Here is a 13323-nt window from a genome sequence, read left to right on the forward strand (position 1 = left end):
GCCGGCCCCGTCCTGCCGGTCAGGCGCCCTCGCGGCAGAGGATCTCGCCGTGCAGCACGGCGAACCAGCCGTCCTCCCGGGCGCCCCACTCCCGCCACGCGGCGGCCGCCGCCTCCAGCCGCTCGCGGGTGGCGTGCCCGCCCGCCACGGCCCGTTCCGCGTAGGCGGACGCCACCGTGCGGTCCGCCCACAGCCCGCTCCACCAGGCGCGCTCCTCGGCCGTGGAGTACGTCCAGGTCCCCGTCGTCGCGGTGACGTCCGTGAAACCCGCCTCCAGGGCCCACGCCTTCAGCCGCCGGCCCGCGTCCGGCTCGCCCCCGTTGGCCCGTGCCACGCGCCGGTAGAGGTTCAGCCAGTCGTCGAGGCCCGCCGACTCCGGATACCAGGTCATCGCCGCGTAGTCCGCGTCCCGGACGGCGACGTACCCGCCCGGTTTCGTCACCCGCCGCATCTCGCGCAGCGCGGCCACGGGGTCGCCCACGTGCTGGAGCACCTGGTGGGCGTGCACCACGCAGAAGGTGTCGTCGGGGAAGTCCAGCGCGTGCACGTCCCCCGTCACGAAGTCCGCGTTCGTCAGCCCCCGCTCGTCGGCCACCGCGCGCGCCCGCTCCAGGATGCCCGGCTCCCGGTCGAGCCCCGTGACATGGCCGTCGGGCACCAGGGCGGCCAGGTCGGCGGTGATGGTGCCGGGCCCGCAGCCGATGTCCAGGATCCGCATGTGGGGCTTCAGCGCCCCGAGCAGATACGCGGCCGAGTTCCGCGCGGTGCGCCAGGTGTGCGACCGCAGCACCGACTCGTGGTGCCCGTGCGTGTAGACGGCGGTCTCCCGTGCGTGCGGCATGGCGGGGCCACCCCCTTCCCCTTGTCGTGAGGGCGCCCACGTTACGCGCGTCGGCCGCATGATGAGATAGCGGTTTCATATATTGGGACGCCCGACGACGGGACAGGGCTCGGCAAAACCCGTTTGCCAGGCGTTCCCGGCGCCCCGCAGAATCGCGCCCATGGGACACCTGGAAGCAGCGCACCTCGAGTACCACCTCCCCGACGGGAGGACCCTCCTGGGCGATGTGTCGTTCCGGGTGGGGGAGGGGGCCGTCATGGCCCTCGTGGGGCCCAACGGCGCCGGCAAGACGACCCTCCTGCGCATCCTCTCCGGCGAACTCGCCCCGCACGGCGGCAGCGTCGCCGTCACCGGCGGCCTCGGCGTGATGCGCCAGTTCGTCGGCTCCGTACGGGACGACACCACCGTGCGCGACCTGCTGGTGTCCGTGGCGCCGCCCCGGATCCGCGAGGCCGCCCGCGCGGTGGACGCCGCCGAGCACGCCCTCATGACGGTCGACGACGAGGCCGCCCAGATGCGGTATGCGCAGGCCCTCGCCGACTGGGCCGAGGCCCAGGGCTACGAGGCCGAGACGCTGTGGGACATCTGCACCACGGCCGCGATGGGCGTCCCCTACGAGAAGGCCCAGTGGCGGCAGGTGAGCACGCTCTCCGGCGGCGAGCAGAAACGGCTGGTGCTGGAGGCGCTGCTGCGCGGCCCCGACGCGGTGCTGCTGCTCGACGAGCCCGACAACTACCTGGACGTGCCCGGCAAACGCTGGCTGGAGGAGCGCCTCGCCGAGACCCGCAAGACGGTCCTCTTCGTCTCCCACGACCGGGAACTCCTCTCCCGCGCCGCCGAGAAGATCGTCTCCCTGGAACCGGGCCCCGCCGGGGCCGACGCCTGGGTGCACGGCGGCGGCTTCGCCACCTTCCACGAGGCGCGGCGCGAGCGCTTCGCCCGCTTCGAGGAGCTGCGCCGTCGCTGGGACGAGAAGCACGCCCAGCTCAAGAAGCTGGTGCTGACCCTGCGGCAGGCCGCCGAGAACAGTCCGGACATGGCGTCCCGCTACCGCGCCGCGCAGACCCGGCTGCGCAAGTTCGAGGAGGCGGGACCCCCGCCGGAGCCGCCGCGTGAGCAGGACATCCGGATGCGCCTCAAGGGCGGCCGCACCGGCGTCCGCGCCGTCACCTGCGAGCGGCTCGAGCTGACCGGCCTGATGAAGCCGTTCGACCTGGAGGTGTTCTACGGCGAGCGGGTCGCGGTGCTCGGCTCCAACGGCTCCGGCAAGTCGCACTTCCTGCGCCTGCTCGCGGGTGAGGACGTCGCGCACACCGGCGTCCGGCGGCTCGGCGCGCGCGTGGTGCCCGGACACTTCGCGCAGACCCACGCCCACCCCGAGCTGACCGGCCGCACCCTGCTCGACATCCTGTGGACCGAGCACGCCCAGGACCGGGGCGCCGCCATGTCCCGGCTGCGCCGCTACGAGCTGACCCAGCAGGCGGAGCGCACCTTCGACCGGCTCTCCGGCGGGCAGCAGGCCCGCTTCCAGATCCTGCTCCTCGAGCTCCAGGGCGTCACCGCCCTGCTGCTCGACGAGCCCACCGACAACCTCGACCTGGAATCGGCGGAAGCCCTCCAGGAGGGCCTGGAGGGCTTCGAGGGCACTGTCCTCGCCGTCACGCACGACCGCTGGTTCGCCCGCTCCTTCGACCGGTTCCTGGTCTTCGGCAGCGACGGCCGGGTCCGCGAGACCCCGGAACCGGTCTGGGACGAACGACGGGTGGAACGCGCGCGCTGACGAGTGGTGGCGCAGGCGCGGCGCGGGTACCCGGGGCGCATGAACGCACACGACGAGCGGGGCACCACGATGACCGGAGTCGACCCGAACCGCCTGGACGACCAGCAGCTCATGAAGGAGCTGGAGACCATCCACCGCACGCGCCACGACACGCTGCTGTACGGGTCCAACGACGCACTGCGGGTCCACAACGAGCGCATGGCGCAGCTGGAGGGCGAGTACCTGCGGCGCAACCCGCGCCGCCCCGTCGCATCGGGCCGCACCCGCGAGGGCGCCCGGGAGCGGACCGCCTCGGACTCCGTGACGCCGACCGCCTCGGGCACCTGAACGACGGGAGCCCCGCTCATGCGGGGCTCCCGTCGTTCACACCGTCTCCGCTACGAGGCGCGCTCCGCCGCGAACACCTCCAGGAAGGTCTCGCAGAACGCCTTGAGGTCGTCCGGCTTACGACTGGTGACCAGCTTGTTCGACCCGTGGTCGCAGACCTTGACCTGCTCGTCCACCCACGTGGCCCCCGCGTTGCCGAGGTCGGTCCGCAGGCTGGGCCAGCTCGTCAGCACCCGGCCGCGCACGACGTCCGCCTCGATGAGGGTCCACGGCGCGTGACAGATCGCGGCCACCGGCCGGCCCTGTTCGAAGAAGTCCCGGACGAAGCCGACGGCCTTGTCGTCCATCCGCAGGAAGTCCGGGTTGGCGACCCCGCCGGGCAGCACCAGCCCGTCGAAGGAGTCCGCCGAGGTGTCGCCGACGACCTCCTGCACGGGGAAGGTGTCCGCCTTGTCGAGGTGGTGGAACGCCTGGACCTCCCCGGACTGCGTCGACACCAGCACGGGCTCGTGGCCCGCCTGCTCGGCGGCCTTCCAGGGCTCGGTCAGCTCCACCTGCTCGACGCCCTCGGGTGCGGTCAGAAATGCGATGCGCATGATGGCGCTACGTCCCTTCGTCGTTCGTGGTCCATCGTTTTGTCTCGTCCTCGTCCGTCACCGGGTGGTGTCGGGTTCCGCGCGGCTGATGTCGGCGAGGGCCGACCCGGGGTCCCGGGCCTCGGCGAGGTCGCCGAGGGTCACCAGACCGACGGGCAGCCCGCCCTCCACCACGGGGATCCGGCGTACCGCGTGCTCCCGCATCAGGGCGACGGCCGACGCCACCGGCTCGTCCGGGGCCAGCGTCAGCGGGTGCGGCGTGCACACCGACCCGACGCTCACCGCGTACGGGTCCCGGCCCTCGGCCACCGCCCGCACGGTGATGTCCCGGTCGGTGACCACCCCCACGACGCGCTGTCCGTCCGCCACCACCACGTCGCCGATGTTCTGGCCGCGCATCAGCCGCGCGGCCTCGACGACCGAGGCGTCCGGACGGACCGCGACCACGCCGGGGGTCATGACGTCCTTCACGAACTCGGCCATGGCCGGCGGGCCTCCCTTCCGGTCATGCCGTCTCGGTCTCCCGGACCCGGGTCAGCGCCTGGGCCAGCTCCTGGAGGCTGTGGTAGCGGTCCTTGCGGGGCAGCCGCTCCAGCGCCTCGACGAGCGCGTCGGGGGCGTACCGCCGGTCCAGGGCACGCATCAGTTCTCGGGGGCCCGCGGGAAAGTCCCCGCGGCCCAGGTTCCGGGCCAGTTCCAGTCGCACCGTCTCCAGCGACGACGGGTCCCGGCCCGGCGTCACGGGTCCGCGCGCCACCTCGGGGTCGTCGTCGGCGAACGGCTCCGGGTCGTGCCACTCCTCGGTGCGGGTGGGATGTCCGGACCGCAGCAGGCCCTGCAGTTCGTGCTTCATCTCGTCGTCACGGTGGACGCTGAGCCGGTCACTGCCTCGCTGCATGTCTCCCTCCAGATCCTTCGGGGGTGCGACCCGCGTACCCGAGGAGCGCGGGCCGACACCGGGTCACGGGTGGCGATCCGGGCCGGATCCGGAGGGCGGCTCCGCGCCCGCCGGGTTTGGCCCCAGGACCGGGGGAGACCCGGACGGCACGCCCCCCACGCGGCTTCCGGAAGGACCGGCCATGGTGGTGCTCGCCCTGCTCGTCCCGTCCCTCATGCTCGGCGTGATCCTGATGCTGGGCCGCTACGAGGAATTCGTCCTGCCGCCCCACGAGGTGGAACCGGAACCAGGCGACCGGCCTGCAGGAGGTTTGAGCCGCTGACACGGGGGCACCCGGACGGGCAGTGCTTCGGACAGGAGGCACGTCCGTGGCGGCGGCATACCCCGCCCCGGACGTCCCTGTCCCGACGGGTGCGTCCTCCACGGTGACCGTCCGTCCCCGAGCACCTCCCAGGGAGTTGCGACGCACCATGCCGAGCCGAACAGGTGCCCAGACGCACCCCCATCACGACGCGCCCGACACCGCGGAGGCCTTCCGCAGGCTCGCCGCCCTGCCCGACGGACCCGAGCGCGACGCGCTCCGCGACGAACTCGTACGGGCCTGGCTCCCCATGGCCCACCGCCTCGCCTCCCGGTTCCGCAGCCGCGGCGAGAGCTACGACGACCTGTGCCAGGTCGCCGCCCTGGGGCTGGTCAAGGCCGTCGACCGGTACGACCCGGACCTCGGCAACGCCTTCGAGAGCTACGCCGTGCCGACCGTCACCGGCGAGATCAAGCGGCACTTCCGCGACCACATGTGGACCCTGCACGTCCCGCGCCGCGTCCAGGAGCTGCGCAACCGCGTCCGGCACGCCTCGCAGGACCTCTCCCAGACCGTCCAGGGCCGCACCGCCACCGTCGCCGAGATCGCCGCGTGCGCCGGGCTGAGCGAGGACGAGGTGCGCACCGGCCAGGCCGCGGCGGAGAGCTTCAGCGCCCTGTCCCTGGACGCCGAGATGCCCGGCAGCGACGACGGCTGGTCCCTGGGCGACGCCCTGGGCGGGCCCGACCCCGCGCTGGACACCGTGGTCGACCGCGAGGCGGTCAAGGAACGGCTGGCTGAGCTGCCCGAGCGTGAGCGGGCGATCCTCTACATGCGCTTCTTCGACGACATGACGCAGAACAGCATCGCGCAGGAGCTGGGCCTCTCCCAGATGCACGTCTCCCGGCTGATCAGCCGCAGCTGCGGCCGGGTGCGCGACCAGGTGATGGGCGGCGCCGACGACGCGTAGGGGGTCGCTTCACCCGCACGGGCGCGCCCGGTCCCGCGAATGGTGTCCGGCCGCGCGCGAGGCCGGGGCGGGCGGGCTGTGATGGCACCGGGGCGACCGCCGCGCCCCAGCCGTCGCCGAAGGAGCCCGCACCATGCGCCGCACCGCCCGTGCCCTGTCCGTCGCCGCCGTCGCCGGCACCGTCCTCGGCGCGCTCGCACCGGCCGCGTCCGCCCTGACGGCCCCCGGCAGCGTGGGCGCCTGGACGTCCCCCTCCCCGTGCGCGTCCCCGACCGCCGGACACGGACGGCAGGGGCACGCGTCCCGCAGTGCGACGCCGACCCCCGTGGCGCCGGGCGCGCACGAGGCCGAGGAGTACCCGTCGGAGACCCTGGTGGAGGAGTTCACCGAGGCCGATCTCTACGGCGCGACGTCCCTCGACACCGCCGAGGGCCTCGCACCCGAGGAGCCGGCGGAGACCGACCCGCTCGCGCCCGAACTGGCTCAGGAGCCGCCCGCCGGTCTTGAGGAGCTGATCCCCGACGCCGGCGCCGAGGAGCGCGCCGGCGTCCCGGGCACGGAGGGCGCACCCGGCACGGCGGCGGACCCCGGTGCGGCCGACCCGTACGGCACCTACGGCACGGACCCCTACGCCGCAGACCCGTACGGCACGGACCCCCAGGCCGCCGATCCCTACGCCGCGGACCCCGGCGCCATGGACCACAAGGCCGCTCCCCGCACGGCGGCGGACCCCGGGGCCGGCGGCCCGGAAGCGGCCCCGCTCCGGACCGCTCCGCCCACGGCCTCGCCGTCCGCCTCCCACACGCCCACCCACAAGCCCGCCCCCACCCACAAGCCGACCCCCTCGCACAGGCCGACGTCGACGCCCTGCCCGTCGCCGCCCGCCCACCAGGGCGTCCAGGCGGGCGGCGGCGGCGCCTTCACCGACTCCGTGCCCGCCCAGGTCGCGGGCGGTCTGCTGCTCGCGGGCGCGTTCGGCGCCGGCGCACACCGTCTGCTCCGCAGGCGCACCGGCGGGACGCGTCTCTGACGTCCCCGCCGGGCGGCCGTGCCGGTGCGGCGGCGCACCCGATCCGGCACCGCGCTCATGACGGGCGGGTCTCGGGGTACTGACTTCGCCGAGGGCGGCACGGACGGACGCCGGGACACGGCGCCGGGCACTGGCAACTGCGCGGAGGTGGCGATGCGGACGGATCCGGAAGGCCACGGCCCGGTCCGCTTCGGGCCGCCGCTCCCCGAGGACGGGCTGCCGGTGCTGCCCGAGCTGGCCGGAGTGCTGGCGGCGGCCGCCTCCCGGGCCGGCCCCGAACCGGTCGGCGGCGGCCCCGCCCTGCGCGACGCGGCCTGCGGCCACGGCGAGCGGCGCGGACTGCCGGCCGCTCCCGACCGCACGGCCCTCGCCCCCGGCGCGCCCGCCCTGCTGACCGCCCTGACCGCCGCCATCGACGGCGACGTCCTGGTGCCGAGGCCGTGCGCCTCCTGGTGGGCGCCGTACGCGCGGCTGCTCGGCAGACCCGTCTTCCATGTGCCGACCCCCGCCGAGAGCGGCGGCGTCCCCGACCCGTACGCGCTGCTGGAGACCGTGCGCCGGATGCGCGCCGAGGGCCGCGACCCGCGGCTGCTGGTGCTGTCCGTGGCCGACGACCCCACCGCGACGGTCGCCCCGCCCGAGCTGCTCCACGAGACGCTGGAGGCCGCGTACGGGGAGGGGCTGCACCTGGTCAGCGACGAGACCTGGCGCGACACGCTGCACGACCCGCACGGCACGGTGCTGCTCAGCCCCGCCGAGATGCTGCCCGACCGGGTCACCGTCGTCACCGACCTCGCCGGCTCCCTGCTCCCGCCCGGCTGGCCCGCCGCCGTCGCCCGCTTCCCCGCGGGCGACGAGGGCGGCGCGCTGCACGCACGCGTCCTCGACGTGCTCACCGCCCTCGACGCGCGCGTGGCGGCCCCCGTCGCCGCGGCCGCCGGGTACGCGCTGTCCGAGCCCGAGCCGGTCGCCGCCCGTGTCGCCGCGGTCGTACGGACGCACGCGCGGGTGGCCGCCGCCGCGCACCGGGCCGTCGTCGCGGCGGGCGCCCTGGCCCGGCCCCCGCAGTGCGGCCGGCACCTCTACGTCGACCTCTCCCCGCTGGCGCCCGCGCTCGCCGCGCACGGCGTCGGCGACGCCCAGGAGCTGGAGGACTTCCTCACCGGCCGGCTGGGCATGCCCGCGGCGGGCGGCCACCGGTTCGGCGACGATCTGGAGACACCGCGCGTACGGCTGTGCACCGCGCCCCTGCTGGGGGACACGCCCGAGGAGCGCGCCGCGTGCCTGGACGCGGACGAACCGGCGGAACTGCCACGGGTGGGACGCGCGTTGAACCATCTGACATCGGTCTTCGGCGATCTCCGTGACGACGCTCGGCGATGGGAGTCCACTCGATGACGCAGCGGCACGAGTCGGCCAGAACGACGACCACGGCACCGGGCGCCGGCCCCCCGGCCCGCGACGACAGCCCCTGCCCCCCGCTCGCCGAACCGCGTCCGCTCGCCGAGCGCCGGGTGTGGCCCCGCGCCTTCCACGACCGGCTGACCGCCCCGCTGCCCGGCCTCAAGGCCTTCGCCCGCTTCGCCCGCGAGGGCGCGGTGCGGCCCGGCCCCGAGGGCCTCGCCGGCATCCCCGACCTGCCGTACGCGCCGGGCGCGGTGCCCGACGTGGACGCCCGCACGCTCGCCGTGACCTGGGCGGGCCACGCCAGCTGGGTGGTGCGGATCGGGGGGCTCACCGTTCTCACCGACCCGGTGTGGTCCCGGCGCATCCTCGGCACGCCCGCGCGCGTCACGCCCGTCGGCGTGGCCTGGGAGGCGCTGCCCCGTGTGGACGCGGTCGTCATCAGCCACAACCACTACGACCATCTGGACGCCCCCACCCTGCGGCGGCTGCCGCGCGACACCCCGATGTTCGTGCCGGCCGGCCTCGGCCGCTGGTTCCACCGCCGCCGGTTCACCCGGGTCACCGAGCTGGACTGGTGGGAGGCGGCCGAACTGGACGGCGTCCGCTTCGACTTCGTGCCGGCCCACCACTGGTCCAAGCGCACCCTCACCGACACCTGCCGCTCGCTGTGGGGCGGCTGGGTGCTCACCGCGCCGGACGGTCACCGGGTGCACTTCGCCGGCGACACCGGCTACGGCCACTGGTTCTCCCGCATCGGCCGCCGCTACCCGGGCATCGACCTGACCCTGATGCCGATCGGCGCCTACGACCCGCGCTGGTGGCTGGCCGACGTGCACTGCGACCCGGAGGAGGCGGTGCGCGCCGCCCAGGACCTGGGGGCGCGGCACATGGCGCCCATGCACTGGGGCACGTTCGTGCTGTCCGCGGAGCCGGTGCTGGAGCCGCTCATCCGGGTCCGCGCCGCCTGGGAGGCCGCCGGGCTGCCCCGGGACCGGCTGTGGGACCTTCCGATCGGCGGGTCGCGGGTGCTCGCGTGACCCGGGTGACCGGCGTCAGCCGGCCGGCGTGCGGCGCACCCGCCGCCACAGGCTCGGGGCCACGCTGATCAGCACGGTCAGCGAGACCGCCGCGAGCACGCCCTGCCAGGGTTCGGGGAACAGCGAGCCGCCGAGGACGCCGATGAGTTGGTAGGTGGCCGCCCACGCCAGACAGGCCGGCAGGTTGCCGCGCACGAACCGCCGCAGCGGCCACTTCGCGACCAGGCAGGCCAGCATCACCGGGAGCCGCCCGGCCGGCACCAGCCGGGACAGCACGAGCACCGCCACCCCGTGTCCTGCGAGCTTCTCCTGGGCCTGAGCCAGCCGCTCCTCGGGGGCCCGCTCCCGGATCGCCTCCAGCCAGCGTGAGCCGTTCCTCGACGTCATCCCGCGCCGCCCCAGCCAGTACAGCGCCACGTCGCCGAGGAAGGCGGCCAGCGACGCCGTCACGAACACCAGCGCCATGGAGAACGGCGCGGTCCGGTGGAAGGCGACCACGGCCGCCGAACTGACCAGCGCGCCGGTCGGCACCACCGGCACCAGCGCCCCGATGAGCACCAGCAGGAACAGCGACGGGTACCCGATGGCCTGCTGGGTGGAATCGGGCGCCACGGCCGCCGGTGTCACCAGGCCGCCGGCCGCCTGCACGAGGGCGGCGGGGGATATCACCGCGCGCCCCCCAGGCGCACGCTTCCTCCGTGGTCGAGCCGGTGCACCACCGCCTCCGGCGCGTGCCGCGCCGCCAGCCGCTCGAACTCGTGCCCCGGCGCGTGGAACTCGTGGGGGCGCACGGCGTCCATCCCGATCGGCCAGTACGTGCCGTAGTGCACCGGCACCGCGCGGGCCGCGCCCAGCAGCGCCAGCGCCCGCGCCGCGCGCCCCGCGTCCAGGTGCCCGTCGCCCAGGTACGGCCCCCAACCGCCCACCGGCAGCAGCGCGGTGTCGACCGGTCCGACCTCCTTGGCCATGTCCTCGAACAGGCCGGTGTCCCCGGCGAAGTAGGTGCGCGCCTCTCCCTCCACCACGTAGCCGAGGGCGGGCGCGCGGCGCCGGCCCACGGGCAGCCGCCGCCCGTCGTGCAGCGCGGGCACCGCCCGCACCGCGAGGGCCCCGACGGACGTCACGTCACCGGGCGCCATCTCCGTGATGTCGAGCGCGGTGAGCCTGCGCAGCCCGGGCACGGCGCGGAGCGCGCCGCAGGGCACCAGCAGCCGGGTCCCCGGGGCGAGCCGGGCCAGCGACGGCAGATGGAGGTGGTCGGCGTGCAGATGGGAGACCACCGCCACGTCCGCGCGCAGCGCCTCCGGCGGCGGCACCGCGCCGCGCCTGCGCCGCAGATGCGCCAGCCGGCGTGCGAACAGGGGGTCGGTGAGGACGCGCGTGTGCGAGTCCTCCAGCGTGCAGGTGGCGTGCCCCCACCACGTGACCTCCACCGGCACCTCTTCGCCTCCTTCGCGCGACTCCCCGAAGCCTACGCGCAGGAGTAGGGTCGTCGGCGAAAACCCGAGGTGAGCCCGAGGTGAGGGGGACGCCATGGCGCCGGTGCGGGTGACGACCATCGCGAGCCTGACGCCGCTGGAGGAGCTGGACGCCGATCCGTTCCTGGTGGACTCCCGCGGCCAGCACACGATGTGCGCGCGCTGGGCCGCCGAGCACGGGTACGTGGTGGCCCGCGAACTGCTGGTGCGCGGCCTGCGCCCCGACCACGCGCTGCTCTGGGACGGGGTGCGCCCCGGCGCCGACCTCTTCGTGGCGCCCAGCCGGAGGGTGCTGGAGCGGGCGCTGTCGTCCGTGGCCGAGTTCGCGGCGGAGTGCGCGCGGCGCGGGGTGCGGGTGGAGACGGTGGGCCGCGCGGAGCCGTCGTACGACGCGGCGATGAAGGCCCGGGTGCACCGCAGGCTGTCCATGCCGACCGCCGGCTACGACGGCCGCTGAGGCGCCCCCGGCCGCGGGTGCGCCGAGCGGGCCGGGGGACGAAACGCCTCGTCGGGACGTTGTGACAGGGTGGAGGCGGGCCAGGGACCGGGGAACGTGAGGTGTGCGCGGCGTGGGTGGCGGGCGATGGCGACGGGTCGCCAGTCAGATCGGGCGGAGTGTCACCGTGTGGGCGGTCTCCACGCTCACGATGCTGGTCCTCGCGGGCATCCTGCCCGACTTCCGGCTGCGGTCGGCCGACGGCAGCAGCGCCACCGACATCGCGGTCACCGCCGCCCTCGGCGCGGGGGCCTTCGGTCTGCTGTCCGCCCTGGTCTGGCCGCTCCTGGTGCGGCTGCTGCTGCTCGTGCCGGCGCTCGTCCTCGGTCTGCTGGTGTTCTTCCTCAACGGCGCCCTGCTGTGGGTGGCGCTGCGCGTCAACCCGGTCGAGCGCGGCTCGGCGGCCCCCGAGACGGCCGTGGTGGTCGCCGCCGTGATGTCCGCCGTCGCCTCCGCCACCGGGGGCGCCCTCGCCGTCCGCGACGACGACGCCTACCGCCGGCGCCTCTACCGGCTCGCGGACCGAAGACGGCGCTCCGGCCGGCCCGTTCCGGCCACCCCCGGCACGGTGTTCGTCCAGCTCGACGGCGTCGGCCACGACGTCCTGCTGGCCGCCGTCGACAAGGGCCTGATGCCCACCGTCGCCCGCTGGCTGGGCACGGGCGGCGACCGGCCCACCCACCGCCTCACCCCCTGGCGCACCGACTGGTCCAGCCAGACCGGGGCCAGCCAGCTCGGCATCCTGCACGGCAGCAACTTCGACGTCCCCGCCTTCCGCTGGTACGAGAAGGCCCGCCGCGAGGTGATGGTCTGCAACCGGCCCACCAGCGCCGCCGAGCTCCAGGCCCGCGCCATCGAGCACTCCGGCCACGCGGGACTGCTCGCCCGGGACGGCGCCAGCCGGGGCAACCTGTTCGGCGGCGGCGCCGAGGAGCAGGCGCTGGTGCTGTCCATCGCCGCCCGCCGCAGGGGCCCGGCCGCCCGCTCCCGCGCCGGCTACTTCGCGTACTTCTCCGACCCGGCCAACGCCGTGCGTACCGCCCTGTCCTTCGTCGCCGAGGTGGGCCGGGAGATTGGCCAGTCCGTGCGCGCCCGGATACGCGGCCGGCGCCCGCGCGTCTCCCGCGGCGGGCTGTACCCCCTGGTGCGCGCCTTCGCCACCGTCGTCGAGCGGGACGTCGTCACCGCCGCCGTGATGGGCGACCTGCTGGCGGGACGCAGCGCCGTCTACGCCGACCTGGTCGCCTACGACGAGGTCGCCCACCACTCCGGGCCGACGAGCCGCGACACCGAACAGGTCCTGCGCCGCCTCGACCGCGCCCTCGCCCTCATCGAGAACGTCGCCGAGCACGCGCCCCGCCCGTACCGCATCGTCGTGCTGTCCGACCACGGGCAGAGCCCCGGCGAGACCTTCCGCTCCCGCTACGGCCTCACCCTCGGCGACCTGGTGCGGGCCGGCTGCGGGCTGCCCGTGCCGCGCCGCGCCCGGCGCACCCACAGCGGCGCCGAGGCCCGCGCGGCCGTCCGCGCCGCGCTGCGCCGGCCCGTCGAGGAGGGCGCCGAGCACTACCGGCCCTCCCGCGGTTCGGAGCCGGTCGTGCTCGCCTCCGGCAACCTGGGCCTGGTGTCCTTCCCGGACGTGCCGCACCGGATGACCAAGGAGGAGATCGACGCCCGGCACCCCGCGCTGCTGCCGACCCTCGCCAACCACCCCGGCGTCGGCTTCCTGCTGGTCCGCAGCGAACGCCACGGCGGGGTCGTGCTCGGCGCGTACGGCGCGGAGATCCCGCTGGACGAACTCGACGACAACCCGGGCCCGCTGGCCCCGTTCGGACCCGGCGCCGCCGACGTCGTGCGCCGCACCCACACCTTCCCGCACACCGCCGACATCATGGTCAACTCCTTCTACGACCCGGCGGACGGCGAGGTCCTCGCGTTCGAGGAGCAGATCGGCTCCCACGGCGGCCTCGGCGGCGACCAGTCCCGCCCCTTCCTGCTCTCCCCGCTGGTCCTGTCCGCGCCGGTCCCCGACGGCACGGAGCCGGCCGGCGCCGAACAGGTCCACCACGTCCTGCGCCGCTGGCTCACCGAGTCCGAGGAGTCCGGCACCCGCCCTCTCCCGGACCACCGCGAACGGGCGGCCTGAAGGGCCGTTGTCCCGC

General features: G+C 75.4%; 15 protein-coding genes. 9 read left to right on the top strand and 6 right to left on the bottom strand.

Annotated elements, in window-relative coordinates:
• Window positions 1-19: 19 nt before the first annotated feature.
• A complete protein-coding gene (locus ACP7TJ_RS27755; protein WP_189909142.1) occupies window positions 20-841 on the bottom strand; it encodes a methyltransferase domain-containing protein in 822 nt (273 codons plus the stop codon).
• 160 nt (window positions 842-1001) lie between these two features.
• Between ACP7TJ_RS27755 and ACP7TJ_RS27760 the strand changes: the two genes are divergently transcribed.
• Complete coding sequence (locus ACP7TJ_RS27760) at window positions 1002-2621, top strand: ABC-F family ATP-binding cassette domain-containing protein (protein WP_189909143.1); 1620 nt, start codon at window positions 1002-1004, stop codon at window positions 2619-2621.
• Between the two features lie 39 nt (window positions 2622-2660).
• A complete protein-coding gene (locus tag ACP7TJ_RS27765; protein WP_093766499.1) occupies window positions 2661-2948 on the top strand; it encodes a DUF6158 family protein in 288 nt (95 codons plus the stop codon).
• 50 nt (window positions 2949-2998) lie between these two features.
• Here the strand turns inward: ACP7TJ_RS27765 and ACP7TJ_RS27770 are convergent, their stop codons facing one another.
• The 3 genes from ACP7TJ_RS27770 to ACP7TJ_RS27780 are packed head-to-tail and all read right to left on the bottom strand — an operon-like array spanning window position 2999 to window position 4442.
• Window positions 2999-3544 (bottom strand): type 1 glutamine amidotransferase domain-containing protein, encoded by a 546-nt coding sequence (locus ACP7TJ_RS27770; protein ID WP_167742166.1) that lies wholly within the window; start codon window positions 3542-3544, stop codon window positions 2999-3001.
• 57 nt (window positions 3545-3601) lie between these two features.
• The gene (locus tag ACP7TJ_RS27775) at window positions 3602-4027 is read right to left on the bottom strand and encodes a CBS domain-containing protein (protein WP_093765947.1); all 426 of its coding nucleotides are present in this window, start codon (window positions 4025-4027) and stop codon (window positions 3602-3604) included.
• Between the two features lie 22 nt (window positions 4028-4049).
• Window positions 4050-4442 carry a DUF2795 domain-containing protein gene (locus tag ACP7TJ_RS27780; RefSeq protein ID WP_093765946.1) on the bottom strand — a complete coding sequence of 131 codons (393 nt, stop codon included), beginning with the start codon at window positions 4440-4442 and terminating at the stop codon, window positions 4050-4052.
• Window positions 4443-4623: 181 nt separating this feature from the next.
• On the opposite strand from ACP7TJ_RS27780, the gene ACP7TJ_RS27785 reads away from it, so the two are divergent.
• The 5 genes from ACP7TJ_RS27785 (at window position 4624) to ACP7TJ_RS27805 (ending at window position 9187) form a co-directional block, all read left to right on the top strand.
• Window positions 4624-4764 (top strand): hypothetical protein, encoded by a 141-nt coding sequence (locus tag ACP7TJ_RS27785; protein ID WP_403159560.1) that lies wholly within the window; start codon window positions 4624-4626, stop codon window positions 4762-4764.
• Between the two features lie 148 nt (window positions 4765-4912).
• Complete coding sequence (locus ACP7TJ_RS27790) at window positions 4913-5713, top strand: RNA polymerase sigma factor SigF (protein WP_370165860.1); 801 nt, start codon at window positions 4913-4915, stop codon at window positions 5711-5713.
• 133 nt (window positions 5714-5846) lie between these two features.
• The gene (locus ACP7TJ_RS27795) at window positions 5847-6743 is read left to right on the top strand and encodes a hypothetical protein (protein WP_401540394.1); all 897 of its coding nucleotides are present in this window, start codon (window positions 5847-5849) and stop codon (window positions 6741-6743) included.
• Between the two features lie 153 nt (window positions 6744-6896).
• The gene (locus ACP7TJ_RS27800; RefSeq protein WP_367494891.1) at window positions 6897-8141 is read left to right on the top strand and encodes an aminotransferase class I/II-fold pyridoxal phosphate-dependent enzyme; all 1245 of its coding nucleotides are present in this window, start codon (window positions 6897-6899) and stop codon (window positions 8139-8141) included.
• A complete protein-coding gene (locus tag ACP7TJ_RS27805) occupies window positions 8138-9187 on the top strand; it encodes an MBL fold metallo-hydrolase (protein WP_266550404.1) in 1050 nt (349 codons plus the stop codon). Before ACP7TJ_RS27800 ends, ACP7TJ_RS27805 begins: the two co-directional genes overlap by 4 nt.
• 15 nt (window positions 9188-9202) lie before the next feature.
• Here ACP7TJ_RS27805 and ACP7TJ_RS27810 read toward each other — a convergent pair whose 3' ends face one another.
• Entirely contained in the window at window positions 9203-9835 is a 633-nt protein-coding gene (locus tag ACP7TJ_RS27810; RefSeq protein ID WP_093766498.1) for a DedA family protein, read from the bottom strand.
• A 17-nt stretch (window positions 9836-9852) separates the two neighbouring features.
• The gene (locus tag ACP7TJ_RS27815; RefSeq protein ID WP_367461706.1) at window positions 9853-10626 is read right to left on the bottom strand and encodes an MBL fold metallo-hydrolase; all 774 of its coding nucleotides are present in this window, start codon (window positions 10624-10626) and stop codon (window positions 9853-9855) included.
• A 94-nt stretch (window positions 10627-10720) separates the two neighbouring features.
• Here ACP7TJ_RS27815 and ACP7TJ_RS27820 point away from each other — a divergent pair, with 94 nt between their 5' ends.
• On the top strand, window positions 10721-11122 hold the full coding sequence (locus ACP7TJ_RS27820) for a hypothetical protein (protein WP_093765940.1): 402 nt from the start codon (window positions 10721-10723) through the stop codon (window positions 11120-11122).
• Between the two features lie 103 nt (window positions 11123-11225).
• Window positions 11226-13307 (top strand): phage holin family protein, encoded by a 2082-nt coding sequence (locus tag ACP7TJ_RS27825; RefSeq protein WP_093765939.1) that lies wholly within the window; start codon window positions 11226-11228, stop codon window positions 13305-13307.
• Window positions 13308-13323 lie beyond the last annotated feature (16 nt).

Source organism: Streptomyces sp. DSM 41931 (genome assembly GCF_050271085.1).
Classification (GTDB): Bacteria; Actinomycetota; Actinomycetes; order Streptomycetales; family Streptomycetaceae; genus Streptomyces; species Streptomyces albogriseolus.

Excerpts from the sequence above, each read along its gene's own strand:
- ACP7TJ_RS27755 (WP_189909142.1), bottom strand. The coding sequence starts at position 841 with ATGCCGCACGCACGGGAGACCGCCGTCTACACGCACGGGCACCACGAG.
- ACP7TJ_RS27760 (WP_189909143.1), top strand. The coding sequence starts at position 1,002 with ATGGGACACCTGGAAGCAGCGCACCTCGAGTACCACCTCCCCGACGGG.
- ACP7TJ_RS27765 (WP_093766499.1), top strand. The coding sequence starts at position 2,661 with ATGAACGCACACGACGAGCGGGGCACCACGATGACCGGAGTCGACCCG.
- ACP7TJ_RS27770 (WP_167742166.1), bottom strand. The coding sequence starts at position 3,544 with ATGCGCATCGCATTTCTGACCGCACCCGAGGGCGTCGAGCAGGTGGAG.
- ACP7TJ_RS27775 (WP_093765947.1), bottom strand. The coding sequence starts at position 4,027 with ATGGCCGAGTTCGTGAAGGACGTCATGACCCCCGGCGTGGTCGCGGTC.
- ACP7TJ_RS27780 (WP_093765946.1), bottom strand. The coding sequence starts at position 4,442 with ATGCAGCGAGGCAGTGACCGGCTCAGCGTCCACCGTGACGACGAGATG.
- ACP7TJ_RS27785 (WP_403159560.1), top strand. The coding sequence starts at position 4,624 with ATGGTGGTGCTCGCCCTGCTCGTCCCGTCCCTCATGCTCGGCGTGATC.
- ACP7TJ_RS27790 (WP_370165860.1), top strand. The coding sequence starts at position 4,913 with ATGCCGAGCCGAACAGGTGCCCAGACGCACCCCCATCACGACGCGCCC.
- ACP7TJ_RS27795 (WP_401540394.1), top strand. The coding sequence starts at position 5,847 with ATGCGCCGCACCGCCCGTGCCCTGTCCGTCGCCGCCGTCGCCGGCACC.
- ACP7TJ_RS27800 (WP_367494891.1), top strand. The coding sequence starts at position 6,897 with ATGCGGACGGATCCGGAAGGCCACGGCCCGGTCCGCTTCGGGCCGCCG.
- ACP7TJ_RS27805 (WP_266550404.1), top strand. The coding sequence starts at position 8,138 with ATGACGCAGCGGCACGAGTCGGCCAGAACGACGACCACGGCACCGGGC.
- ACP7TJ_RS27820 (WP_093765940.1), top strand. The coding sequence starts at position 10,721 with ATGGCGCCGGTGCGGGTGACGACCATCGCGAGCCTGACGCCGCTGGAG.